The following is a 24,420-nucleotide window of genomic DNA, read 5'->3' as shown; positions in this document are numbered from 1 at the left end:
GTGAACAAACAGGGAGAAATCAAACAGAGGTAGTGAGAGATTTTATAAGGAGAATAAGATTAAAAGAGTAGGCTAATCGCCTTTTGTTTGTTCAAGTCCCCCTAAAAGGGCGAGGCTTTAGACCCATTATTTTTGGTAAAAAACCTCTTTCATTCTGACTTAAAAGACGAAGTGAAAAAGGTTAGAAGTGATTGGGGTTTAATAAAAAGCTATGTTAGATATTTTTTTGATGAGCTTTAATGTTAAATAATTCCTACTCCCTTATCCCCATCTTCGCTATTGATTTCTTTTAATTCTTCTGCCCTCGCTTTTTTCTGGGCTTCTTCTTTTTCTTTCAAGTCTCCTCGCTCTTCGATATACATTTCAGGTTCGATGGCATAGTTGTTTACTAAGCCTTCTCTGCTTACGGTATAGCCTCCGTCGGATTCAGGAATTTCTTTAAAGTCTTCCCCTTCTCTTTCCATTCTAGCGGCGGTTTCTGCGGAGATGATGTTGCGATCGTAATTTGCTGATTTTTCTTTCTTTTCTTGGGGGGAGTCGTCCACGGTTTGACGATTTACGGAGTCTGTGTTGTCCATAGGGCGATTAGATTTTGCCCAAGTGAAAGAGGCTACGCCAATGACGGCAATCAAGCCCACAATTAGTACCGATACCGCTGTGACGGGAAAGTGGCTGGTTTGTGCGCTAACTTGTAATAAGATTTCCATAGGAATTCCTCATGTGTCTTCGCCTTTGAGCTTACCATTTTCCCCCAATGCTTATGTAGTGATGTATTCCGAATACTACGTTACGGAGATTTACACTTTTTAGCCTAATTATGTTGCTCAATTTTTTGTTTCTACGGGGCTTACTTTGGCACGGTATAGTAGTTTGTCTTTTTGACGGTAGCCCACATAACGAATTTCTACTTTTTCCACTTTTTCTTCGGTTGCGGACATTAATTCGTGTTGTTGAGGATCATACTTTACTATAGCACCCACAGGGGCGATCGCCCTTATATCCCAGCTAGACAATAAATTATTTAAAGGTTTAAGTAAGGGAATTAAACGAGAGGCAGGTAAATCAGGTTTTTTTTCCACCACCTTAATCATCGTCGGCATCTGTAATAATAACGATTCTAAAATATCCATAACCCCCTGCTGTACCTCTTGGGTTATTTCACCCCGTAAACTATCTTCTCCTTTGGTGGTGGGAGAATAGGCTATGCTTCCTTCTATGTGGCTCAAAAAATCATTTAAGGATAAGTGTAACTCCCTTGCAATAGTTTTAAGATGTTTCAGGGGAATTTGGTCTATTAATCCACAGTCAATGCGGTGTAAAGTTAATTCGGCAATGCCTGTTTTACGGCTAAAATCTAAGTAATGGGAAAATCCAGCATTTTTCACTAGATTTGATAATGGGGTTATTTGCTCGGTTTTTTGTGAATTTTTCATTTTTGTACCTTCTTAGAGATTCCCACGGTAACTATTTTCAAATCCTTGACAACAGTTATTCTATCTCAACAGGAGAGGAGTAACAGACAAAATGGCACTTTACTTTTCATTTATCACTGGGTCAAATTTTACAATGGGTTTACTCACTAGGGGAATGGTGGAGGGACGTTTACCTTGTTTTACCATGGCATAGTTATTATGGGCGATCGCCTTTAGGGTGTGTAATAATTGTTCTCGGTGGGGTGTGCCTAATCCTGTAACGGGAGAAGTCGTGAGGGAGTTGTTTCTTTTGCGTCTAAAATAACCAAATTCAGGACTATTATAAATTTTAAGGTGAAAATGAGATCTCAATAGAAACTCCGTATCAGCACCATATAAAAGAGCATTAGCAAACCCATTCATCCGTAAAAAAGCCGAACGTTTAATTAAAGAAGTAGGATGCAATAAAGCATGTCCTGGTTTTTCTCGTAGGGCTTCATTCACATTCAAAGGATATACAACTGGGGTAAGGGTATGGTTAATATCATCCACACGATATTCTTGAGTACCCACCATATCTGCTCCCATTTTATCCATTAATCTTATACTAATCCCTAGGCGATCGGTCATAGACCAATCATCGGCATCTTGAAACAAATAATAATCATAATTACTATCACTAATAACCGATTGAATAATTTGATAAGGACCTATTTTTTGCCGACTGGTTAACAAATTTACTTGAGGATAATTAGCACAAATATTTTTTGGTATTTTACTAGACTGATCATCAACCACCACTATATCCCCTAATTTCACACTTTGATTTACCAAACTAAATAAACAATAATCTAACCATTGATTACACTCATAATGAGGTACAATTGCTAATACTTTCTTTGATAAATCCGTAGGACTATCATTTATTTTTTTAGAAAACTTATCTTGTTTTATTAATTTAGTTTGACTAACTATTTTATGACTAACCAGATAATTAAGTAATCGATAATTATCCTCTAAAATTTGTCTATCTTCTTCTAATACTTTCTTAATAAAACTAACCTTTGCTAGCCAAGTAATATTACTTCCTGATAACTGTTGTGCCGTCCAAAAAGGAAAATCAAAATTATTCCAAAGCAACCATAATAAATCATATTCTTGATAATCCATAACTTCCTGTTGAACATAATTCACTAAATTATGTGTTAATAAAGGAATTAGTTCCTCGCAAAAACTAAAAACCCAATGATGATTATCTAACTTTTCTAATAATTGATTTAAGGTTGATATATCCTTATTTAAAATCAGTTGATAGTTATCAATATTGTCTTGAATAATATAAAAAAACATATATAACTGTTTCGCCAATCATGAGGTGAAAATACTATTTATAAATGTACAAAAACTAAAAAATCTTTTGCTTGAAATTATATAAACGACTTACAGAATTAAACTTATTATTATTAGAAGAAATATTTTCAGACATTAACAAACAATGATAGGCTTTTTCCCTATCCCCTTTTTCTAAAAATAATTGAGCAAAATAATTTAAAAAAGGTATAAAGGCAATATTTTTAGTCAACTCCTGTTTCTCAACCTTACTTTGTTGAGTTTGCATTGCATTTAAAAATACATCAGGATCTATTTTATAATCAGAAACAACAGCCTTTATTAATAACTCTTTCAAGTCCAAAATAGTTAAATTAGACAAATTATTTACAGTGATACTAATCTTACTTTTTTCCCATAAAAAATCTTCCCTTTCTTTTAACTGTGATGGCAAATTATCCTTATAATCATCGCCACCATAACAACCCAAAATAGTCGCCCAATGGGCTATGACAGAGGGTAAACAATCAATGCCATATAGAGGACAAAAATCTAAATCAGAAATAAATAAAGGTAATAAAGGATTTAGTTTATTAATAGCATAAGACACTTTTTTTTGCCTAACTTGTTCAATTCCTAGGGAAACTAACCTTAAAATCAATTGATAATCAAAAGTATCTATAATAATTTTAAAAGGAAGTCTTTTTTCTGGCAATAGTTTCAGTAATTGATGATTATTAGTAAATAAAGAAATAGCTAATAAATCAAGGTATATTAACGATAACTGATTATTACGATAATACTTATAAAAAAGTTTCTCTAACTCATGATGGGGTACATGCTTTTTTTGGGATGACAGTATTAATAATAGATAAAGTTTATCAAGTTGAACTTGTTTATCTAAAGAATAATTATGGTTATCTAATAATCGATAACACTCATCCAAAATAATATCAGGAGTATTATAGTATATCCATCGATCGCCCTTAACAACATCCAGAAAAAATTGAAAATAATTAAAAATGTCAAGGGGAGTAAAATCAGAAAAAAACTTATCCTGCATAGGAGGCATGGTTGCCTTATATAAATCTATAGGAGATATAAATTTTTGGATTAATAACCCTGAATCACCAGAAAATATTTTATTAACCTCCCGAGAAAATAAAGTGTCAACTTCCGCAAAATTAGCATTATTAAGATAACCCACTAATTTTTGATTATCTTTGGTAGAAATTGAGCGGTAGTAGTCAACCCCCCTAATGGAATACATTAATTTATTTGAACCAAAATTATCACCATCTCGTCCCAAAATTTTTACATTTATTCTACCCTGAGGACAGGAATTATTTTCTTCTATATCCACCAAATCCCCGTTATAATAACGTATCATCGGCATAGTATAACTATACAAGTCAGTTACTAACAGTCGATTATTTTTTTCCTCAATCAAACATCGTCCTTCATCAATGTGAAGATTACCACACACAGGACAACTAAAACCATAAATCCCACATTCTTGACTACCATATTCTGTAATAATAGGGCAACGGAATATATCCCTTAAAAGTTGTTTTTGATGATCAAATAAAGGCTCTCCAGTGCATATAATTACTTTTACTTGAGAAAAATTGATCCTTTCTTGGGCGATTAATGCCACTTCACACAATCGACTAGGATAGCCTCGCAAAGCCAGAGGTTTTTGGGTAATAAAATTTAACCACTGCAAAAATTGGTTGTCAATGCCACCAATAAGGGCATAATCTTGATGACGAAGGGGAAATAAACGACTATTTATATTAGCAATGCTAACCCTTTCATCAATACCCCACCATGCTAAAAATTTATTTAAACTAGCCCATCGCTTGTCATTCCAAATATTATCCCGAAAGAAAACAAAAGCCTCCCCAGTAGTCCCACTGGTGGTGCCACGGTAAACTATATTTTGGGTAGTGGTCAATAATTGATGAGGTGCGTTTCTGATGTCTTTTTTAGTAATAGGGGGAATACTATAAAAAGCTGAAAATAATTCTGCGTCACTACAACTATCCAAAAAATGATCAGTAATGGCAAGGGCATCTAATTTTTGAGTATAAAAAGGAACATTCTTGGCTACCCTTAAAAGTTCCTTTATTTTTATAGACAAATTTGACACAGGCTACTTTATTTTTGATTTAATTTGTCTAGGATTTCTGTTTCTAAATTGAAAGCAATATCGTTAGGAAAGGAATCATCCGCCATTCCTAAAACATTTGTTTCTGGTGTTAGGGAAAATATTAAGGGCTTATCACAAAATTGACCCATATATCTTAAAAAATCAATGCTTACCCAACCATCGGAATTAAAATTAGGAGCGCTGTAAAAGCCATAATAGTATGGGGAAGAAACGTGTCTAACATAAGCCCATCGCCCCGAAGAATCAAATTTGGCAACATATACCTGCCAACCGTTAGGAATTCCGCCGACAATTCTTCCCCCCGGAGTCGCCCTTAAACGTAATTCTCCCGCTGAGGTGGTTACTTGATAATATCTTTGGGGAAAGTCGTGGGTAGTGAAGATTGTGCCTCCGCTTCTGGCGGTCATTCTTTCAGGGCATCTCGAAGCCAGTAGGTTGTTAGGAATGGAATTTTGAGAGTTATTTTCAATCTCTGGCTTTTGGGCTGCTTGAGTATTTTCGGCAACCATTAATGATGCCATTAATGCAAGGCTACATTGCAATTTACCTTTGTTCATTGGTTCTTATCAACATCAAAATTAAGATACCAATAATTATAAATAAAAATTGTGCTTTGGTATTATTTTTTTTATTAATTAAAAAGTTAGAAAGGGACTATTTTTGATGCTAAAAAGTTCCCACTATTACAATAATAAATTACCCAATGATTATTCAAGGGAACATCTTCATTTTATTTAATAAAACAACGCAAAACTTAATTTTTGTCTAGCTTTATAGGATGCAGTTTTCTTCCTCAAATCTGATGGTAATATTATTGCCAACACTTGTAACCTCTCTTCGTAAACTTCCATATAACTTACCCATTAAAATCATCTGATTAGAAATGGCAATGTTGCGATTACGAGTTAAGATGGGAGACTGTTGGCATGGGTTTCTAATATCATCCCCATGACTTTGATGTAATACAGAGCCCATGGACTTTATCTCGTATCCTAAAATTTTAGCTCGAATTAATAGGTCTTGATCTTCCCATCCCCATCCCTGTAAATCTTGGTTATACCCCCCAAGGGAGAGTAAATTTTTTTTAGTAGCACAAATTAAGCCACACCCCGAACGTTTTGATGGTGATAGTTCTGATATTATGTCTATGTGAATTTTATGATCTGTTTTGGTGACAATGGGTTTAAGACGAGGACGTTGGAGGGCATTGGTATGGTTATCTGTTTCTTTTACTTCTTGGATATAAGTAATTAGGGGTAAATCACCGCTAGCATTAATGCTTTCGTACATCGTTGTGATGGTGTCTTGATTCCAAATAATATCAGCATCGGAGATAAGAAGGATGTCTCCTATACTATTTTTTATTCCATGGTTTAAATAAAATGTTTTGGAAAAAGGATATTGATTTAGATTAATTATTCTTAGTTTTGGATGATGGAAAATTTTTGGGTCAATTATTGATACGCTATCCCCTGATAAAATGGTAATAAGATTAATTTTAGGAATGTTTAGTAAACTAAGGATAGTTTTATTAATACTTGTTCTTTGTTTTAAGGGGATTAATATTTCAAGATTTTGAGTCATTCTTGCTATATTTTTGATAGTAGTATTCTCTATTTTTCTTAATAATTTCTGGAGAATACCAATCGGAGTTATGGTGATGGTTGAGATGTAAATAAACTAAGTCTGGCACTCTACAAAGGTTGTACCCTAAATTAGAGTATCTTTCTATCATATCTTGGTCTTCCCCTCCCCAGCCCACAAACTCTTCATCCCATCCCCCTATTCTTTCTAATTCTTCGGTGCGAAATATGGGTAATACTCCAAATTTTTCATGGCTGATAAGGTGTTTTTTGAGGGCTCTTGGTTTGTCTTCAGGGGCGATCGCACTTTGTTCTATAATGGAGTTTAAATCACTTTTATCATCTATAAATGATTGCTTCACCATAAGGCGATAAGCAGTTACTAATAGAAAAGCGGATTTTTTAGCAATGTCTAAATGATCAAAAAGACTATTTTTATAGGGAATTAAATCAACATCATAAGCCATGGAATATTTTGTATTAACTAAATTAAGACCATGATTCAATAGGGATGTTTTGTGGAAAACACCATCACTTTGGACAAAAAAGTAATTTATTCCTATTTTTTCTAACTGTTCTTGAATAGTTAAACTTGGCTGTTTATCACTTTCAATAAATACTACTTTAAGCAAGTCTCTAAGCTCAAAATGAAGGGAGGTAAACCAATTATAAAAAGAATAAAATCCTAATTGTCTTTGTCGATAGGATATGATCAGGGTAAGCTCACTTTTCATAGAGCCAAAAAAAATGATTATTCTAGGACAACTTTATTATACCTAGTCTGAAGCCTTTTGCATGGTATTAACAACCCCAACGGAAAACAGAAGCTCCCCAACTCAATCCAGCCCCAAACCCTGATACCGCAATGACATCCCCTGATTTAATTTGCCCTGCACTTAAAGCCTCATCGAGGGCGAGGGGAATAGAAGCGGCGGAGGTGTTTCCATAGTTATGAAGATTACTAATAACTTTTTGCTCAGGAATTTTTAAACGACTAGCCACTGCATCAATGATTCTTTTGTTGGCTTGATGGAGAATTAGCCAGTCAATGTCATCCGTAGAAAGATTAGCCCTATAGAGGGCTTTTTCGATTACTTCAGGGACTCTATTCACCGCAAAACGATATACTTCCCTACCATTCATAGTGATGTTACTAAAAGCACCATTATTAATTTGTTTATCTTCCCCAATATTTTGTAAATTTCCTTCATAGGAAAGATTGAGGGTATTATTTAAAGCCCCATTACTACACATCTCAAACCCAAGGAGGTTATCTTTTTCCCCATTGCCCTGACACACCACTGCCCCAGCACCATCGCCAAATAATACACAGGTAGTGCGATCGCCCCAATCCACCCAACGAGAGAGACAATCAGCCCCGATGACGAGGACATTTTGATATACCCCATTACGGATAAACTGAGAAGCCGTAACCAAAGAAAAAACAAACCCCGAACAGGCCGCCGTCAAATCAAAAGCCACCGCACGGGTTGCACCAATGAGATTTTGCACCTGCCCTGCACTACCAAATAAATCATCAGGGGTAGAGGTAGCCAGAATAATTAAATCAATGTCGAGGGGGGTTAAATGGGCATTGGCAATGGCTTTTTGTCCTGCTTGGGCTGCCAACTCACTCAGGGTAGTAGAAGTAGTAATATGACGCTTTTTAATACCCGTACGAGAGCTAATCCAATCATCGGAAGTATCGACTATCTGACTCAAATCCTCATTACTAATCACCTGAGTAGCAATGGCTGAACCACTACCAATAATTGTGATGCCATTTTTGGCGTTAATAGCCGACTCCTTAACCGATTGCAATGACTTATCTCCTTATAACTTACTTTACTACTCTTTAACTTCTGATACTAAACTATCACCTTTACCCAACGAGCCACCCGTTTGATAGTGCTGAATGCGATCGACAATTTCATGGTCAATGGCCTCTTTTGCTACCCTAATGGCGTTGAAAATAGAAGGGGCTTGGGAACTACCATGGCTAATGATACACACCGCAGGAACTCCTAATAATAAAGCGCCCCCATGCTCCGCATGATCAATTCTTTGTTTAATTCTTCTTAGATTAGGCTTCAGGATAGCCGAACCAACCTTACCCCGAACCCCAAAAGGTAATTCCTCCTTAATGATTTGTAGCATAATTTCCCCCACCGCCTCAGCGAACTTGAGCAAAACGTTACCCACAAAACCATCACAAACAATTACATCAAAATCTCCCGATAAAACATCTCTCCCCTCCGCATTACCCGAAAAAGCAACCGCAGGATTATTACTCAAGAGTTTATAGGTTTCCTTTGCCAACTCATTACCTTTTTTGGCTTCCTCTCCAATGTTGACCAATCCTACCTTGGGTTCTTCTACCTCTAATACATACTTACTGTAAATAGTACCCATGACGGCGAACTGTTCCAAATATTTAGGCTTACAATCCACATTAGCGCCCACATCCAAAACAATTACCGACTTATTGGCATACATGGTGGGGAATACAGCCCCAATGGCGGGGCGATCAATTCCTTTAATCCTCCCCAAAGAGAGGGACGCTGCCGCCATAGCCGCCCCCGAATGTCCTGCGGAAACAACCCCCTGAGCTCGTTTTTCCTTTACCAACTTCATCGCCACATTGATGGATGCCTTTGGCTTACGACGAACCCCCGTTAAAGCACCCTCATCCATGGAAACAACCCCTTCAGAGGGAACAATTTCAATATTGGGAATATTCTCTCCATCATGGTTTGCCAGTTCGGTGGCGATGATTTGAGGATCTCCGACCAAGAGAATGTCAATATCTAATTCTGCTGCCGCTCTAATAGCTCCAGCAACGATTACTCCCGGGCCTCTATCCCCGCCCATTGCGTCCACCGCTATTTTTGCTCGTGTTGATGCCATTGCTCAGTATGTTGGGTTAAAATCTGTAAAATTATATCAGGTTAATTTTATAATTCCCGTTTATTTGAGAATCAAAGACTAACTTTTTTTTTATATTTAACAGCATCATATATCATTTTCGTCTTCATTGCTCGATCTATTTGTAGGAAAATTAAGTATTAAGACTTAGGATTTAGATAGTTAATGACTAATTATCGTTTATAAACTTCCATTCTGTGCAAGTTAAGACAAAATCTCATTAAAATAGAATATGAGAATAATCAGGAAAAAAAAGCTGTTGTGACCACAGAAAAAATTACCTTTAGCACCGTAGAAGAAGCCATTGCCGACATTAAAGCAGGGCGTTGTATAGTTGTTGTGGATGATGAAAATAGGGAGAATGAGGGAGATTTAATATGTGCGGCTCAATTTGCTACTCCCGATATGATCAATTTCATGGCGGTGGAAGCAAGGGGTTTAATCTGTTTAGCCATGACAGGACAAAGGTTGGACGAACTAGATTTACCTTTGATGGTGACAAAAAACACCGACAGTAATCAGACGGCTTTTACGGTGAGTATTGATGGGGCAAAACATCTGGGAGTCACCACGGGAATCTCGGCTGAAGATCGAGCTAAAACCATCCAAATTGCCATTAATCCTACCACTAGCCCTGAAGATTTGGGACGGCCGGGGCATATTTTTCCGTTGCGATCGCGCGAAGGGGGTGTTCTCAAAAGGGCTGGACATACGGAGGCGGCGGTGGATTTATCCCGTTTAGGGGGATTATATCCTGCGGGGGTAATCTGCGAAATTCAAAACCCTGATGGTAGTATGTCTCGTTTACCGGAGTTATACGAATATGCCCAAAAACATAATTTAAAATTGATCAGCATTGCGGATTTAATTAGTTATCGCCTTAAACATGATCGTTTTGTTTATCGGGAAACCGTGTGTAATTTTCCTAGTCAGTTTGGAGATTTCCAAATTTATGCCTATGGGAATGCCCTTGATAAAACAGAGCATATAGCCATTGTGAAAGGTAATATTGAGGAGTTTAAGGATCAGCCTGTGATGGTGCGGATGCACTCGGAATGTCTTACAGGGGATGCTTTAGGCTCTTTACGTTGTGATTGTCGGATGCAACTACAAGCGGCCTTGAAGATGATCGAAAATGCTGGTTTGGGGGTGGTGGTATATCTGCGTCAGGAGGGCAGGGGCATTGGCTTGGTGAATAAGTTAAAGGCTTATACTCTCCAAGATATGGGTTTTGATACGGTGGAGGCTAATGAAAAGTTAGGTTTTCCCCCAGATTTAAGGGATTACGGTATGGGCGCCCAGATTCTCAATGATTTGGGGATTAAAAATATTCGTCTAATTACTAATAATCCCCGTAAAATTGCAGGGTTAAAGGGTTATGGCATTGACATTGTGGAGCGTCTGCCTTTGTTTATTGAGGCAAATGATTATAATTTTAATTATCTCAACACCAAGGCGGAGAAGTTGGGGCATATGTTGTTACAAACCTTCCTCTGCACCATCGCCATTACTTGGGAAAATAGTCAGTCCCCCACTGCCCGTTATGAGAAGTTGGAAAAACTCCGTCATCTGATTCGTAGTAATAATTTTGTAACCCAAGAAGAAACAAGACCCGTGGCGATCGCACTTTTTAGCCAACCTACCATGATTTTACACCTCGGTTTCGATAAGCCGAATATGGTAGAACATAAATGGTACAAAAACCAAAACCATCCCTACCTAAAAAGTATCCTCAGCATACTTGAAACCCTCAGCAAAGGGGAAGATCTGGTAAAAATGCAATTTTTAATGGCGGAGGGAGAAGACCCCATGTTGGGCTTACAGGTGCGTTTAGAGAGGGAACAAATAGACCAACAGACATCTATCACTAAACTTGCTCCCTCATTACAACCACAAACCATTTATCAGTTAAACAAAGTCTGATGACAGGAAAACAATATTAGGAACGGTTGCATCCTGTCTAAATATTTATGGTGCTAATAGGCACAAATAGTAAAACCATTACCAACCCAACAAGCACGGTCAGATTGCGATCGCCTTGCAGTACCCCAACGAGAGCTAATTCCACCAGTGGTTAAACCAGAAACTTCCGCTACCCCCGGGCTCGTGATATAAACACTAATGGACTCTCTTCCGTAAATTAATCCAGACTTAGCCTCGATCCAAAAACTGCCATTACCACCATACTGATTAAAGTTACACTTATCACGAAAAACAACTTGATTATTCTCTGCTCTGATAACACAGGTAGCCTCTTTCGCTTGTGCCATTTGTGGTGAAAAGGAAAACGATAAAACTGCTGCCAAAGACCCCATGGACAATAATTTCTTGATCATAGATCATCACCCGATTATTTTCTTATAAAAAATGCAACTTTGACAGCCAAAAATCAGAGGAACAGAGGGTTTCTCCTATTGTTTGCATCCCAAAGTAAGCTATCTAATTTTAACAGCAACCTATCCTTGGGGATCAATTTCAAATAGTTTATTCATAATTTGTAATCTCCCATTATCAATTACCCAATTCTACAACTAGCGCCAAGCATCCCAATCCTGATTAAAAATAGAGGTATTAGGGAAAGCCGTGGGATTACCATTACTATCTAATATCCTTCTCAATGTTTGTAAATGGGGGTTACGGAAAGCAAAACCTTCAGTAAACTCGTAGGGCAAAATATTTTTATCCAAAGCCATGGCTGCCGTTGTACCTGCCGCTGCCCCCGATGACCACTCAAAGGAATGAACTCGATAGGCTGCCGCTGCGATATGACTGGTAGCGATGCTTTTTCCCGCCACAATCATATTATCAATTTTTTGGGGAATCATAGCCGAAAGGGGTATTTGGAAAGGGTAAGCCTGTCCTTGTCCTCGTCTTTCTCCTTCTCGCTCCGTATTACCTGGTTTTTCGTGGGGAGTTTCCGTCATACAGGGGTGAAAATCGATGGCATAATGTCCGATACCCACCGAATCAGCATACACCGTAGAACGACTTCTTTTTGGGGCTTGATCAGGGGAAATTTCCCCACTAATAACTCCAAAACCTTCTAATCCTGCCAAAATTGCCCTTAATTGACGATATTCTTGGGGAGTAAGGGTTTCTTTGTAGTAATCATCGTTGTAATCTATCCTTGAAATATCTACTTCATTAATGGTAAAACCATCGGGGTGAGCATAGTTAGGGCGACCAATAATTCTTCTTCCTTCCCGCATATAGGGATATTTAGAAAGTCCGTGGGCTGTACCCATGGGGGAGTCAAAGCCCTTAAGAAAACGATGGTATGGATTAGGCTCTTTTACCCCATCCCCTAGCTGAGAATCCGTCGTACCTGCCACCAACCAATGGTAAAAACCGATCGCATTTTGTTCCCCTTTAAAGAGGGTTTCGGTGCGTAAGCCCCCCATCCAGCCGTGGGGTTGTAGTTGCCCACTGTCTTGGAGTTGTTCACGGCTATAAATCAGGTTATCTACGGAAGTGCCGGGGCGGTAGTCGTTGCCCCAAGTCCAGTTTTGCATGGCAATATCCCCAGGGGTAGGTTTAGTGAAGCCGATGCCCCCAAAGGTTACTCTTTCGCTCGGTTGGGCTTTGTAGATACGGCGGTAGGTAAAAACAAGGTCAAAATCCGCTAGTCTTTCTAATTCGTAGCTGTAGTAGGGAGCGTATTGTTGATAAAATTCTGGCTCTGGTTGGGGTTGGGGAGTTTCGGTTTTCTCCATGGCGAAGGTGTAGGTAAAACCTTGGGTACAGTAGGGATCAGGTGTTCTACTGGAGGATGATGGTTCGTAGGGAGAAAGGGGATCGATGCCAAGGCGATAGGGTATGTCGGTTAAACCGATGATTTCCCCTGTTTCTGTGGCTTCTATGACCATCCAACGGGCTTTTACTTCTGAATTGTCGTTTTGAGGAGGAACGAATTTGATGACGGTTTTCTTGAGTCTGGAGGAGTCTTCGTAGGTGTAGGCATCCTCGATAATTTGGGAAAGGGGTTCGCTATTGAGGGGAGGGGTATTGGGTTGGGGCTCGTGGCTAATGGCGATCGCACTTACTATCTGTTCCCCCGTGCCTCCATTTTCTACCCTTTCTATCTGTACATCTTTAATAACGGTGTTGGGAAACCATTTCAACGTCCCATTACCCTTCTTGGCAGCATCTGCCAACTGACGCTCAAGAATCGTATCGGCATCCTTGGGTAAAAAACAAGAAGCACTTACCCAACACTCCCCTAAATTTAACTTGCCATAAAAATCAGCAATACGATCTCGAAATTCTAAATAACCCCTAGGAAAAAATAACTCCTGTCTTTGGGTACTTCTCTCATCTAGTGCCGATGTACCTTGGGAAGAAATTTGTCCGCCTACCCAGTCGGTAATCTCCGTTAAACACACGGTTTTACCCATCAACAACGCTTCATAGGCAGCCCCTGCCCCCGCTAAACCTCCTCCAATTACAAGGATGTCACATTCTTCGATTTGTTCAGGATTACGAGGGGGGTTATTCATTGCGATCGCAGGTGAGGAAAAAAAGACAGCTAAAGGGATTGAGATAAATTTTACCCAAGGATTACGCTTCATGTTAGATGCTGAATACGTTGATTTTTATTAACAATAGTACAGTAAAACAATTGACAATGAACAATGAAGAATTGACAATGAAATTAACAACCAATTTACCCTCTAGTTAGATACATCATAAAGCTACTTTCAGTTCTCAGGAACAATATAACCATCGAATTGAGATCATGAAACCATCCATTACACCAAGAAAATTTCGAGCCGAACAAATTCATCAGGCTTCTAACATAGACTTAGAGCAAATAATGACGACGGCATCCCAATTCGAGCGCCCCTGCGTCTGTGGTATTACCATTGATGACGCTACCACCGTTGACAGAGACGATGCTATTTGGTTGGTGGCATTGGAAAATGGTTACTTTGAGTTACAGGTTAGTATTACCGATGTCGATGCTTTAATTCCCAAAGATTCTCCCATTGATAAAGAAGCCCTAAAAAGGGTGATGACGCTTTATCATACCAAACCCCCTACCCCCATGTTACCCATCCACATCAGTACCAATTTAGGTTCCTTAGAAGAAGAAGAAAAAAGATTAGCCATTACCGTTTTTTTTACCATTGATAATCAAGGAAATATAATTAATTTTGAAGTAAAAGAAACCATTGTAGAAAATTTACGAGCTTTTAGTTACGAAGAAGTAGAAAATATTCTCAAAAATCCTACCAAAAAAAAAGATGATCAACTCTTGGTAAAGTTACAAAATATCGCCCAAGTATTAGCTAGTCATAGAAAAGGAAAATCAGGCATTTTAACAGAAAATGGATATATAGATGAGGATGGCAATTTAATTGCAGAAAACGTTAATACCCATCAGTTAATTGCTGAAATAATGATTTTAACTAACACCACCATTGCTAATCTATTAAGCCAAGAAAAAATTTCCGCTCTTTTTCGTACCCAAGACGTAGGCATTAAGGATTTAGAAAAAGCCCTCAAAGAAATGGGACATTGTTTAGTACCTGCTATTTATAGCCCTTTACCCTTGCAACACGTTGGTTTAGCCCTCGATACCTATTGCCATTTTACTAGCCCCCTGCGGCGTTTTGTAGATTTAGTGAATCACCGCATTATTAAGGCATATATTAAGGGTATTACTTCCCCCTATAGGGAGGATGAATTACAAAGTATTGCTGACTATATTAATGATTTTAACTTTCAATATAAGGAAGATAAATCTCATCATTTAAGGATCAAAAGAAAGGAAGATATAGCTAAAAAATATCATGATATTAGTGATGATGAAATTGACAAGCTATCAGCGGATGATTTTTCTGAACTTTTAGAATATTATGCTTATAGACATCGTTTAAAAAAAATCTTAAAACATATTAAAAAGAGAATTAACCATTTATCTTTGAAAGACTTTTATTTTATTTGGTTTGTTGCTAAAATTAACGATTTATTTTTCTTAAATAATATTGATGGAATATCTATACTTTTAATTGCCTCTCAAATTGAAAATATTACCGTTAACTATGAAGTTAAATACAACCAAAAAGATAAAATATATCAAGCAAAGTGTTTTATTAATGGGTTAACGACTTCTGATTTTGCAGAAGACACTAAAAAAACAGGGGCAAAACAAATTTCTGCGGTAATGGCTATTAAGGCTTATGTGAATGATGAGTTAGTAAATAATGATGATTCTTCTTTTTCCCAGAGTAAGGAGAATAATGTTATTACGGAAAAAAACTTTTCTAGTTTATTACATCAAGCTATCGAGGAAAATTCTTTGACCGATGATTTTCTGATGGAGATAGAAAGAAGTATTAATGTTCTACAACCAAAAGACTTTTATAAGTTGTGGTTTGTGGCTAAGGTAAATCGTTTTTTTGATGAACAAATTGACGCTGTTTCTGTGTTGCTAGTGCGATCGCAATTAGACCATGTAGAAGTAAAATATAAAATAGAAAGTTATCCGAATAATGGGGGCTATTATAGCTTTTGTTATGTAGATGGATATACTACCCCACAACCAGCGGTTAGTCAGAAAAAAAGTAAAGCAAAACAACTATCTGCCCTCGGTTATATTCAGGCTTTTTTAAACGATGAATTAACAAAAAATCCAACTAAAAATATTTTAGAAAATAAAAATAAAACTAACAAAAAAATCCATACATCTACCCTAGAAAAAAAGGCTGTCATAGAAAAAGACTACGTCTCCTTGCTCCATGATTTTTGTCAAACTAACCAGATAGAATATCCCGAATATAAATTTTTAAAAATAGATAGTTTTTTTCAATGTTTTATTAATCTTAACTATCAAGGAACAAATATAAAATCCGTGGGGTATGGAAAAAGCAAAAAAGACGCCAAACAATCCGCTTCCCACATCATGATTATTCAACACCATCTCCAAATTTCCATTTAAATAATTGTTACAATTTATTACATAAGCTATTATTTATTTTCAAAATATATTATGCAAGTAACTTGGTACGATAGTAATTCATGGTTAATCGACATTGCCGATAAAAAAATTTTACTAGATCCTTGGCTAGTGGGCAGTTTAACCTTTGGTAATTTAGATTGGTTATTTGAGGGCAAAAAAAGAAACCCTCAACCCATTCCCGAAAACATAGACTTTATTTTACTTTCCCAAGGATTAGAAGATCATGCCCATCCTCCTACTTTAAAGGAGTTAGATCATAATATTCCTGTAATTGGCTCGGAAAATGCGGGTAAGGTGTGCAGAGAATTAGGTTATCAAACAATTACTACTCTCAACCATGGAGAGAGTCACATCATTGATGACAAAATCGAAATCAAAGCGGTAAAAGGTTCTCCTGTAGGCCCTACTTTGGTGGAAAATGGTTACATTATCAAGGATTTAAGTAATGGGGAATCGTTATATTATGAACCCCATGGTTTTCACAGCCAAAATTTACAAGCAGAAACGGGTATAAAAGCCATTATCACCCCTTTAACCAATATTAAGATACCCTTCATCGGACCAGTTATTAAAGGGCAAAAAAGTGCCTTAGAAGTGTGTCAGTGGCTCAAGCCAGAATATATTTTACCGACGGCGGCGGGGGGAGATATTGATTTTAAGGGATTTTTAATTAATTTACTCAAGGAGGAGGGCAGTTTAGATAGTTTTCGCTCGATGTTGAAAAATGCCAATTTATCTACCCAAGTAGTTGAACCCAAGCCCTATGAGGCAGTAAATTTAGGTTAGGCAAGGGGTAACAAAGAATAGTTGTCCATTCCTAACGTCTATTTCTCAAAACTTTAACTAACTTTTCCATTTCTAGGGGGATAGGTGCGATCGCACTTATTTCCTCCCCGGACACGGGATGAGAAAGAGTAAGACGAAAAGCGTGTAGAGCTTGTCCCGTAAGATTTACCCCCACCGAATGCCCAGAGCCGTATAATTGATCTCCAATGATAGGATGCCCCATGTGGGTAGTATGTACCCTAATTTGGTGGGTGCGCCCCGTTTCCAGTTGAAAATGTAACCAAGAATAATTCCCCAATCTTTCCTTCACTTGCCAATGGGTAACAGCAGATTTTCCTCCCTTTTCCATAGGTACCACCGCCATTTTTTTCCGTTGGGTAGGGTGACGACCAATGGGTAGATCAATCGTACCACTATCTTGATGGGTAGAACCATATACCACCGCCAAATATTCCCTACGGGCTGTTTTTGTCTTAATTTGAGCTTGTAGAGCATTTAACACAGGTTCAGTTTTTGCCACCACGATCGCCCCTGTGGTATCCTTATCCAGACGATGGACAATCCCCGGCCGTTCTACTCCTCCAATGCCTTGTAAATCGGGACAATGGGCCAACAGAGCATTAACCAGCGTACCTTGACTATGACCTGGGGCAGGATGTACGACAAAATTTGCAGGTTTATTGATAATGATTAAAAATTCGTCCTCATAGAGAATATCGAGGGGAATCTCTTGGGGCTCAATGTGAGAAGGCACAGGGGAAGGAATATGGACATGGATTTTATCCCCCCGTTTTAAAACTTCCTTTTTTTGGGTACAAATGGAATCATTCAAATATACCTGTCCATCCTCAATTAACTTTTGCACCCGAGAGCGTGACAAATCCGCCAACCTTTCCGCCAACCAAACATCAATCCTAATTTTATCAACATCCACCATCAAATCTCGAAACTGCTCATTAATCTCCAACTCATTTACCACAAAAATATAACCTCCAAAAATAAAGAGGGTTTTAAAGCAAAACCCCACAAAAATAATTAAGAATTGCTTCTTCCACTATCAACTCTCAATTATCCATTATCAATTAATTTAATACCTAAAATTAATCAACTCAGAAATGGCCTTCACCCTCTCCAAATCACTAGGGCAATTTTGCCGAGAATCAGTAATCAACCAATCGAGAGCCGCTTCCTTCACATCAATAGAACTACCAGTTTTATCAACACAATAGCGACCAAATACCAGTTTGTCCACCAAACGAACTCCCCTACCCAAACGGGAATACTCAAAAATCACACTATTATCCACCGTTGCCCCCTCACAAATCCAACAATTAGGGCCAATCATCGCCGGACCCACAATTTTTGCCCCATCTTCAATGTGAGTCATACCACCGATATAAACCGGGCCAGTCACATCCACCTTATCCCAATTGATGGACACATTAACCCCCGTATAAACCCCCGGCTTAACTTCCTTACCTGGAATTTGGACATTTTTAATTTCTCCCAACAATACCGAGCGAATGGCCTGCCAATAATCAGGCACTTTTCCAATGTCCACCCACTCAAAATCCATATTTACCGCATAGAAAGGTAAACCTAACTCCACAAGATGGGGGAATAAGTCGCCACCAATATCATATTCCTGATTCGGGGGAATATAGTTAATTACCTCCGGTTCAAAAATATAAATCCCTGTGTTAATTTCTGTACTAAGGGCTTCCTCTACCGATGGTTTTTCTTGGAAAGTTAAAATTTTGCCATCATCATCCGTTACCACCACCCCATAACTCGGTACATCCTCTTTTGGTACTGACTTAGTCACCACCGTGGCGATCGCACCTTTTTCCTTATGTCGCCGTACCACCTCCGTCAAATTAAGATCAATCAAAGCATCCCCGCACAACACCACAAAAGTATCATCAAAAAAAGGATTAAACTCTTGAATGCGCTTAATGCCTCCAGCCGAACCTAACGCATTACCCACCAACTCCCCATCTACAATACTACCCTCAAAAGAATAACCAATCTGCACCCCAAACCTTTGCCCATCACGGAAATAACTCTCAATCTGTTCCGCCAAATGACTAACATTAACCATCACCTCATCAAAACCATGTTGCCTCAACAACTCCAACAAAAACTCCATCACAGGCTTCTGTAGAATAGGAATTAAAGGTTTAGGAATTGTATGGGTAATCGGGCGAATGCGAGTTCCCTTTCCAGCCGCCAAAATCATTGCTTTCATAGGAGAAAATTAATTAAAAACTAATAAATAAAAAGATAATAAGAAAAATATAGCCTCAAAATCAAATGTTATCACTTTTCACCAAAAATTCTCGGTTAACTAACTCACAACACAACTTTTTATTAACAACAAAGTCTCGATTATCAAAAATTAAGATACACTGAGATTAAACTTCATGATGAATAATCAAAATTAGCTCGAAAGAGAACCAGAGTGAATGAGTGTTATTTATTGCCTTAATCCCCATTGCGAAAATCCCCAAAACGACACCAAAACGAGAAAATGTAGAAGCTGTGGCTCTAATCTAATTCTCCATAAAAGATACGTTGCTATCAAAAAAATTGGCAAAGGAGGATTCGGCACCACATACCTTGCCGTCGATATGGGCAATAAAAATCAATACTGCGTCATCAAACAACTAGATCCTGCCTCCGCCAACCCCGACTCCTACAGCACCGCCCTCGACTTATTTAATCGGGAAGCCAAAACCATGGCAAAACTAGAACATGGACAAATTCCCAAACTAATCGATTACTTTGAAGAAAAAGATCAGTTTTACTTGATTCAAGACTTTATTTTGGGGCGAGACTTAGAAAAAGAAGTAAAAAAAGGCACCATTTATCAAGAATCCTCCGCCAAAAATTTTCTACGTAGTATGCTCCCTGTTTTGGACTATATTCACTCTCGAAAAGTGATTCATCGAGACATCAAACCGGGTAATATTTTAAGGGAAAAGCAAAGCAAAAAACTATTTTTAATCGACTTTGGAGCCGTAAAAGAAGAAGTCAACACCAAACTGATGAATGCTAGTCCTCAAAGTGCCTTCACCAAAATCTCCGTAGGTACCATGGGTTTTGCTCCCCCCGAACAACTTGCCATGCGCCCCGTTTATTCTAGTGATATATATGCCCTTGGGGCAACTTGCATTTTTCTACTCACAGGCAAAGCCCCCAAAGACTTATGCGATCCAGAAACAGGGGAATTAGCATGGGAAAACCACACCACCGTGAGTAATACCTTCGCCAAGGTGTTAAATAAAATGCTCGAAATTGATGTAAAAAAAAGATTTAATTCCGCCAAAGATGTTATTCAAGCCCTAGACTTAGTACCCTATGAGCAAGAATTGGCAGAAAGTATGTTTTTCACCAATACCTCCACCTCCAAAGAAGAAAGTAAACCCGACGAGCAAGATAGTGACTCTAGCTCCAATTTAACCACCCAAAACCTAGCCGATGCCATCCGTCGGCGCCGAGAAAAACAAAGTCAGCCCCAGAATACCCCAAAAGTAGTTGCTCCCCGTGTGCAGGTACAAAAACTACAAATCACTTCCCCAGAAATGATTATTCAAGAATATCAACGGGGTAATCGTAACTTTAGTCAGCAAACCTTGAATGGTTTTGATTTAGAAGGTTTAAAATTATCAGGATCTAGTTTTTCTCAAAGTAAATTAATTGGGGTAAACTTACAGAAAGCTAACCTTTATCGTACTAATTTGATGGGGGCAAACTTTGCCCAAGCCAACTTACGGGAGGCGATTTTAAAAAGGGCGGAATTATATAAAGCCAACCTCAAAAATGCTGACCTACAAGGGGCTGATTTACAAAAAGCTAATCTCACCGAAGCTACCCTCAAAGATGCAAACCTTTGTGGAGCGAATCTTACCGAAGCAAAGGTTGATGATGAACAGTTACGTTTAGCCAAAACTAACTGGAGAACAATTTTGCCTAATGGTAAAAGGAAATGGTGGTAGTGAATATGTTTTTTATTTTTTATTTGAATCGTAAAAATTTTCCCTAAATGAACCAAAGCAGATGATTATTAGTTATTGCGTCAACCCAGAATGTCCTAACCCCAAAAACCATCCTAAGCTCAAAAACTGCAATGCCTGTGGTTCTAATTTAATCCTTAATAAGCGTTATCGAGTCATTAAAAGATTAGGTAAAGGAGGTTTTGGAGCAACTTTTGTGGGGGTAGATTTAGTAAATAAAGATGATCCTCTCTGTGTGGTAAAACAGTTACGTCCTATGGTAGATGACCCTCAAGCATTTAAAATGGCTCTGAGTTTGTTTAAAAGGGAAGCTAAAACCCTCGCCAAAATAAATCATCCTCAGATACCCAAATTACTTAATCACTTTGTGGATAGTGAAAAGTTTTATGTGATTCAGGAGTTAATTAATGGGGATAATCTGCAAAAGGAAGTAAGGGAAAAGGGAGTTTATGGGGAGTTAGGGGTAAAAAGATTTTTGGCAGAGATTACCCCTATTTTGCAATATTTACATTCGGAGAAGGTCATCCATCGAGACATAAAACCTGCCAATATCCTCCGACGCAAAAAGGATGGTAAGTTAATTTTGATTGATTTTGGAGCGGTGAAAGATCAAGTTAATACCCAACTAGCTCAAACCTATGGACAAACAGCCCTAACTCAGTTTGCGGTGGGTACTATGGGTTATGCACCCCCAGAGCAAATGGCTATGCGTCCTATTTATGCCAGTGATATATATGCCCTTGGGGCAACTTGTCTCTATTTACTGACGGGCAAATCACCGAAAAAGTTTGATCGAGATCCTGATACGGGGGATATTGTGTGGGAAAATGAGGTTAGTATCAGCCCTAGTTTTAAGAAGGTGTTGACTAAAATGTTGATGCCTAATGTGAAGGAGCGCTACAAGACGGCAGGGGAGTTGTTGAATGCTTTGGATATTGCACCTTTTGAGCAAAGTTTGAGTCAAAGCTTTGTTACGGCTATTCAATCTACGGAGAAAGGCGGTAAAACTTCTTTGGATGATATTTCTACAACGGATTTATCTGCTACTCAGACGAGGGGGGATGTTACCATGTCTCCTACTCAACAGTTAAGACAGGCTATTCAAAAGAGGAGGAAAAAGACGGGTAATATTGTTATTAAGTGGGATGATGAGAGTTTTCGGGCTGCGTACAATGGGGGCAAAAAAGATTTTAGTGAGCAGGAGTTGAATAATATTAATTTGACGGGGGTTAAGCTAAGTCGATTTATTTTTCGTTACGCTCAGTTGGAGGGGGCGATTTTTATTGAGAGTAGTTTAGCCCAGAGTAATTTTTATGGCTCTAATTTACAGGGGGCTAATTTTACTAATGCTAATTTGGCTCAGGCTTATTTTACTAAAAGTGAGTTGAGGGATGCGGATTTTCGGGGGGCTAATTTACAGGGGGCTGATTTTACTAATGCTAATTTGACGGGGGCTAATTTTTGTGGGGCTAATTTAAAGAATGTCAAGGTTACTCAAAATCAGTTGAAGGATACGAAGGTAAATTGGGCGACAATATTTCCCGATGGGGGGCGCCGTTGGTGGAAGTTGTTTTAGTTTTTGATTTTGTTTCCGATGCCTTGTAATATTCCTTTTCCAATTAAGCCTATTCCTCTTCCTAATATTTCGGTGAGGATAAATACTACTGCTTTTCCTAGTATATCGGCGATCGCCTGTAATCCCCTTGTAATACTATCTACAAATTCGATTATAATGGTGATCAACCATGGAATGCCTCTGAGGGTGTTTAATTCTTGGTGGCGAGGATGACTTATTTTACTTTTGATGATGCCTTGATAACCTAATTTTAAGATTTGGTATTCGTCTTCAAAGATGTTGCGGGGATTTTGCCAGTATTTTTCCCTTTTATATCTCCATGCTAGGTTATTACGAAACATGGCTATTTTACGGGATGATTTCCATTCTGCTTTGAAAAGACTATGTTTGATGGGTTGGGATTCGGATAAATTATTTAGGGTAAATTGAATGGTACTACAGGCGATCGCCATTAAGACATTTTCGACTAAAATTTGCTCTATTTCAGAGGCTGATTTACTTTGATAGGGATAAATTTGATTATCGATAAAAAGCTCTTTTTCTAATACTGAATAGAGTAATAATTCTTCAAATAAAGGAATATTAATTAAGTTATTTTCGACTAAAAACTGTCCCTGTTTAAATATATTTTCTTTAAAACTAACTAAACTTTCTCCACTATCTAATGCCACATAACGACTGAGAAATTTAGTAACTACATTTTGCCATAACTCTTTCACAATAGAAGGTTTTCTTTCTAATAACTGATCTTGATTTAATCTAAGAACTTTCAAGTCCAAAATAAGCTGTTTAAATTCCTTGAATACTAATAATAATAATTCTCTTTTTTTGTCTTCTTTAAGTATATCTATTTCTAAAATTATTTCAGTAGTATTTTTTAAAGAACCTTGAATTTTTTGCACAATTAAATCTTCATAATCAACCTCATCATTAGGGACAAGAATCATATTAGGATTAATCTGAGAAGGTGGTAACTTGACCATAGAATTGGGTTTTTCTAGCTCATTTTCCTCTTCATCCATAGAGCTATTTACCATGCCATTAGGACTAGCGACAAACTGACTTACCAACCAGCGAACAACCCTTAACTCCCTTCTTCTACCTTGCCAAAAGAGTATATCAAGGGGAGATAAATCATTATCTTTTAAATAAGAACTAACTTCTCTTATACTGCGTTCTATTTCCCTTAATCCTAACTCACATTGACGATAGAGCCAACCACCAATTAATTTACGATTTTTATTTTTTACATTGACATAATAAGTTTTACCCTTTGCACATAATTTTATCCCTTTAATTAGATCAGGAATTTTTATATTTCGAGGACAACAACCCCTAACATTGTTGATAGTTTTAAGGTTTTCATCACTACCCCATGGGGTAATTAAAAATATGGGTATGTCGGGATATTTTGTAGCTAATTTGCGACTTAATTTAATGAGACTTTTTAGTTTATCAGGTTCTACCGCTAAATCCAAAGATATTAATAATAAATCCGCTGGATTTTCCTTCAATAAAGGTAAGGTATCAGCCATTATTCCTTGGGCTAAAATCCTAATATTGGAGTTACTTTGTTCTTGTATGAGGGCAATTAAACCAAGACGAAAAACAGGATCATCATCTATCAATAAGATATTAACGTTAACATCATCTTTCATG

The 24,420-nt window shown here is 37.9% G+C and carries 19 protein-coding genes; 5 read left to right on the top strand and 14 right to left on the bottom strand.

Features of this window, described 5'->3' with window-relative positions; genetic code table 11:
* Positions 1-242: 242 nt before the first annotated feature.
* The 9 genes from ACXITR_RS12965 to plsX all read right to left on the bottom strand — a co-directional run bounded on the left by ACXITR_RS12965 (position 243) and on the right by plsX (position 9,404).
* Entirely contained in the window at positions 243-707 is a 465-nt protein-coding gene (locus tag ACXITR_RS12965; RefSeq protein ID WP_457997640.1) for a photosystem II assembly protein Psb35, read from the bottom strand.
* A gap of 117 nt (positions 708-824) precedes the next feature.
* A complete protein-coding gene (locus ACXITR_RS12960) occupies positions 825-1,433 on the bottom strand; it encodes a helix-turn-helix domain-containing protein (RefSeq protein WP_457997639.1) in 609 nt (202 codons plus the stop codon).
* A 99-nt stretch (positions 1,434-1,532) separates the two neighbouring features.
* Positions 1,533-2,762: a glycosyltransferase family 2 protein gene (locus tag ACXITR_RS12955; protein WP_457997638.1), complete on the bottom strand. Its 1,230-nt coding sequence runs from the start codon at positions 2,760-2,762 to the stop codon at positions 1,533-1,535.
* A gap of 55 nt (positions 2,763-2,817) precedes the next feature.
* Positions 2,818-4,893, bottom strand: coding sequence for a hypothetical protein (locus ACXITR_RS12950; RefSeq protein WP_457997637.1), 2,076 nt, complete (start codon positions 4,891-4,893; stop codon positions 2,818-2,820).
* 8 nt (positions 4,894-4,901) lie between these two features.
* Complete coding sequence (locus ACXITR_RS12945; RefSeq protein ID WP_457997636.1) at positions 4,902-5,471, bottom strand: hypothetical protein; 570 nt, start codon at positions 5,469-5,471, stop codon at positions 4,902-4,904.
* Positions 5,472-5,685: 214 nt separating this feature from the next.
* Entirely contained in the window at positions 5,686-6,498 is an 813-nt protein-coding gene (locus ACXITR_RS12940; protein WP_457997635.1) for a galactosyltransferase-related protein, read from the bottom strand.
* A complete protein-coding gene (locus ACXITR_RS12935; RefSeq protein ID WP_457997634.1) occupies positions 6,482-7,231 on the bottom strand; it encodes a glycosyltransferase family 2 protein in 750 nt (249 codons plus the stop codon). Before ACXITR_RS12935 ends, ACXITR_RS12940 begins: the two co-directional genes overlap by 17 nt.
* Before the next feature lie 67 nt (positions 7,232-7,298).
* Entirely contained in the window at positions 7,299-8,318 is a 1,020-nt protein-coding gene (locus ACXITR_RS12930; protein ID WP_457997633.1) for a beta-ketoacyl-ACP synthase III, read from the bottom strand.
* Between the two features lie 27 nt (positions 8,319-8,345).
* Positions 8,346-9,404: a phosphate acyltransferase PlsX gene (gene plsX / locus ACXITR_RS12925; RefSeq protein WP_457997632.1), complete on the bottom strand. Its 1,059-nt coding sequence runs from the start codon at positions 9,402-9,404 to the stop codon at positions 8,346-8,348.
* A gap of 279 nt (positions 9,405-9,683) precedes the next feature.
* On the opposite strand from plsX, the gene ribBA reads away from it, so the two are divergent.
* Positions 9,684-11,345 carry a bifunctional 3,4-dihydroxy-2-butanone-4-phosphate synthase/GTP cyclohydrolase II gene (gene ribBA / locus ACXITR_RS12920; RefSeq protein ID WP_457997631.1) on the top strand — a complete coding sequence of 554 codons (1,662 nt, stop codon included), beginning with the start codon at positions 9,684-9,686 and terminating at the stop codon, positions 11,343-11,345.
* A gap of 53 nt (positions 11,346-11,398) precedes the next feature.
* Here the strand turns inward: ribBA and ACXITR_RS12915 are convergent, their stop codons facing one another.
* Together ACXITR_RS12915 and ACXITR_RS12910 are read right to left on the bottom strand one after the other, a co-directional pair.
* A complete protein-coding gene (locus ACXITR_RS12915; RefSeq protein WP_457997630.1) occupies positions 11,399-11,758 on the bottom strand; it encodes a hypothetical protein in 360 nt (119 codons plus the stop codon).
* Between the two features lie 195 nt (positions 11,759-11,953).
* A complete protein-coding gene (locus tag ACXITR_RS12910) occupies positions 11,954-13,990 on the bottom strand; it encodes an FAD-dependent oxidoreductase (RefSeq protein ID WP_457997629.1) in 2,037 nt (678 codons plus the stop codon).
* Positions 13,991-14,157: 167 nt separating this feature from the next.
* On the opposite strand from ACXITR_RS12910, the gene ACXITR_RS12905 reads away from it, so the two are divergent.
* Together ACXITR_RS12905 and ACXITR_RS12900 are read left to right on the top strand one after the other, a co-directional pair.
* A complete protein-coding gene (locus ACXITR_RS12905) occupies positions 14,158-16,362 on the top strand; it encodes an RNB domain-containing ribonuclease (RefSeq protein ID WP_457997628.1) in 2,205 nt (734 codons plus the stop codon).
* Positions 16,363-16,413: 51 nt separating this feature from the next.
* Positions 16,414-17,169, top strand: coding sequence for an MBL fold metallo-hydrolase (locus tag ACXITR_RS12900; protein ID WP_457997627.1), 756 nt, complete (start codon positions 16,414-16,416; stop codon positions 17,167-17,169).
* Between the two features lie 31 nt (positions 17,170-17,200).
* Here the strand turns inward: ACXITR_RS12900 and ACXITR_RS12895 are convergent, their stop codons facing one another.
* Both ACXITR_RS12895 and ACXITR_RS12890 read right to left on the bottom strand, forming a co-directional pair.
* Positions 17,201-18,106 carry an RluA family pseudouridine synthase gene (locus ACXITR_RS12895; RefSeq protein WP_457997643.1) on the bottom strand — a complete coding sequence of 302 codons (906 nt, stop codon included), beginning with the start codon at positions 18,104-18,106 and terminating at the stop codon, positions 17,201-17,203.
* A gap of 150 nt (positions 18,107-18,256) precedes the next feature.
* A complete protein-coding gene (locus tag ACXITR_RS12890) occupies positions 18,257-19,417 on the bottom strand; it encodes a sugar phosphate nucleotidyltransferase (RefSeq protein WP_457997626.1) in 1,161 nt (386 codons plus the stop codon).
* Between the two features lie 217 nt (positions 19,418-19,634).
* Between ACXITR_RS12890 and ACXITR_RS12885 the strand changes: the two genes are divergently transcribed.
* Together ACXITR_RS12885 and ACXITR_RS12880 are read left to right on the top strand one after the other, a co-directional pair.
* Complete coding sequence (locus ACXITR_RS12885; RefSeq protein WP_457997625.1) at positions 19,635-21,167, top strand: protein kinase domain-containing protein; 1,533 nt, start codon at positions 19,635-19,637, stop codon at positions 21,165-21,167.
* A 61-nt stretch (positions 21,168-21,228) separates the two neighbouring features.
* Positions 21,229-22,761 carry a pentapeptide repeat-containing protein gene (locus ACXITR_RS12880; protein WP_457997624.1) on the top strand — a complete coding sequence of 511 codons (1,533 nt, stop codon included), beginning with the start codon at positions 21,229-21,231 and terminating at the stop codon, positions 22,759-22,761.
* Here the strand turns inward: ACXITR_RS12880 and ACXITR_RS12875 are convergent.
* Entirely contained in the window at positions 22,758-24,419 is a 1,662-nt protein-coding gene (locus ACXITR_RS12875; RefSeq protein ID WP_457997623.1) for a DUF3685 domain-containing protein, read from the bottom strand. The genes ACXITR_RS12880 and ACXITR_RS12875 overlap by 4 nt on opposite strands.
* Between the last annotated feature and the right edge of the window lies 1 nt (position 24,420).

It is taken from the genome of Cyanobacterium sp., from assembly GCF_054166785.1.
This window is presented reverse-complemented; position numbering and strand designations above follow the sequence as displayed.

What these genes read in the sequence shown, in the direction of transcription:
- ACXITR_RS12940 (WP_457997635.1), bottom strand. Translation starts at nt 6,498, where the DNA reads ATGACTCAAAATCTTGAAATATTAATCCCCTTAAAACAAAGAACAAGT.
- ACXITR_RS12880 (WP_457997624.1), top strand. Translation starts at nt 21,229, where the DNA reads ATGATTATTAGTTATTGCGTCAACCCAGAATGTCCTAACCCCAAAAAC.
- ACXITR_RS12905 (WP_457997628.1), top strand. Translation starts at nt 14,158, where the DNA reads ATGAAACCATCCATTACACCAAGAAAATTTCGAGCCGAACAAATTCAT.
- ACXITR_RS12965 (WP_457997640.1), bottom strand. Translation starts at nt 707, where the DNA reads ATGGAAATCTTATTACAAGTTAGCGCACAAACCAGCCACTTTCCCGTC.
- ACXITR_RS12895 (WP_457997643.1), bottom strand. Translation starts at nt 18,106, where the DNA reads ATGGTGGATGTTGATAAAATTAGGATTGATGTTTGGTTGGCGGAAAGG.
- ACXITR_RS12915 (WP_457997630.1), bottom strand. Translation starts at nt 11,758, where the DNA reads ATGATCAAGAAATTATTGTCCATGGGGTCTTTGGCAGCAGTTTTATCG.
- ACXITR_RS12900 (WP_457997627.1), top strand. Translation starts at nt 16,414, where the DNA reads ATGCAAGTAACTTGGTACGATAGTAATTCATGGTTAATCGACATTGCC.
- ACXITR_RS12955 (WP_457997638.1), bottom strand. Translation starts at nt 2,762, where the DNA reads ATGTTTTTTTATATTATTCAAGACAATATTGATAACTATCAACTGATT.
- ACXITR_RS12885 (WP_457997625.1), top strand. Translation starts at nt 19,635, where the DNA reads ATGAGTGTTATTTATTGCCTTAATCCCCATTGCGAAAATCCCCAAAAC.
- ACXITR_RS12945 (WP_457997636.1), bottom strand. Translation starts at nt 5,471, where the DNA reads ATGAACAAAGGTAAATTGCAATGTAGCCTTGCATTAATGGCATCATTA.
- ACXITR_RS12960 (WP_457997639.1), bottom strand. Translation starts at nt 1,433, where the DNA reads ATGAAAAATTCACAAAAAACCGAGCAAATAACCCCATTATCAAATCTA.
- ACXITR_RS12910 (WP_457997629.1), bottom strand. Translation starts at nt 13,990, where the DNA reads ATGAAGCGTAATCCTTGGGTAAAATTTATCTCAATCCCTTTAGCTGTC.
- ACXITR_RS12890 (WP_457997626.1), bottom strand. Translation starts at nt 19,417, where the DNA reads ATGAAAGCAATGATTTTGGCGGCTGGAAAGGGAACTCGCATTCGCCCG.
- ACXITR_RS12875 (WP_457997623.1), bottom strand. Translation starts at nt 24,419, where the DNA reads ATGAAAGATGATGTTAACGTTAATATCTTATTGATAGATGATGATCCT.
- ACXITR_RS12935 (WP_457997634.1), bottom strand. Translation starts at nt 7,231, where the DNA reads ATGAAAAGTGAGCTTACCCTGATCATATCCTATCGACAAAGACAATTA.
- plsX (WP_457997632.1), bottom strand. Translation starts at nt 9,404, where the DNA reads ATGGCATCAACACGAGCAAAAATAGCGGTGGACGCAATGGGCGGGGAT.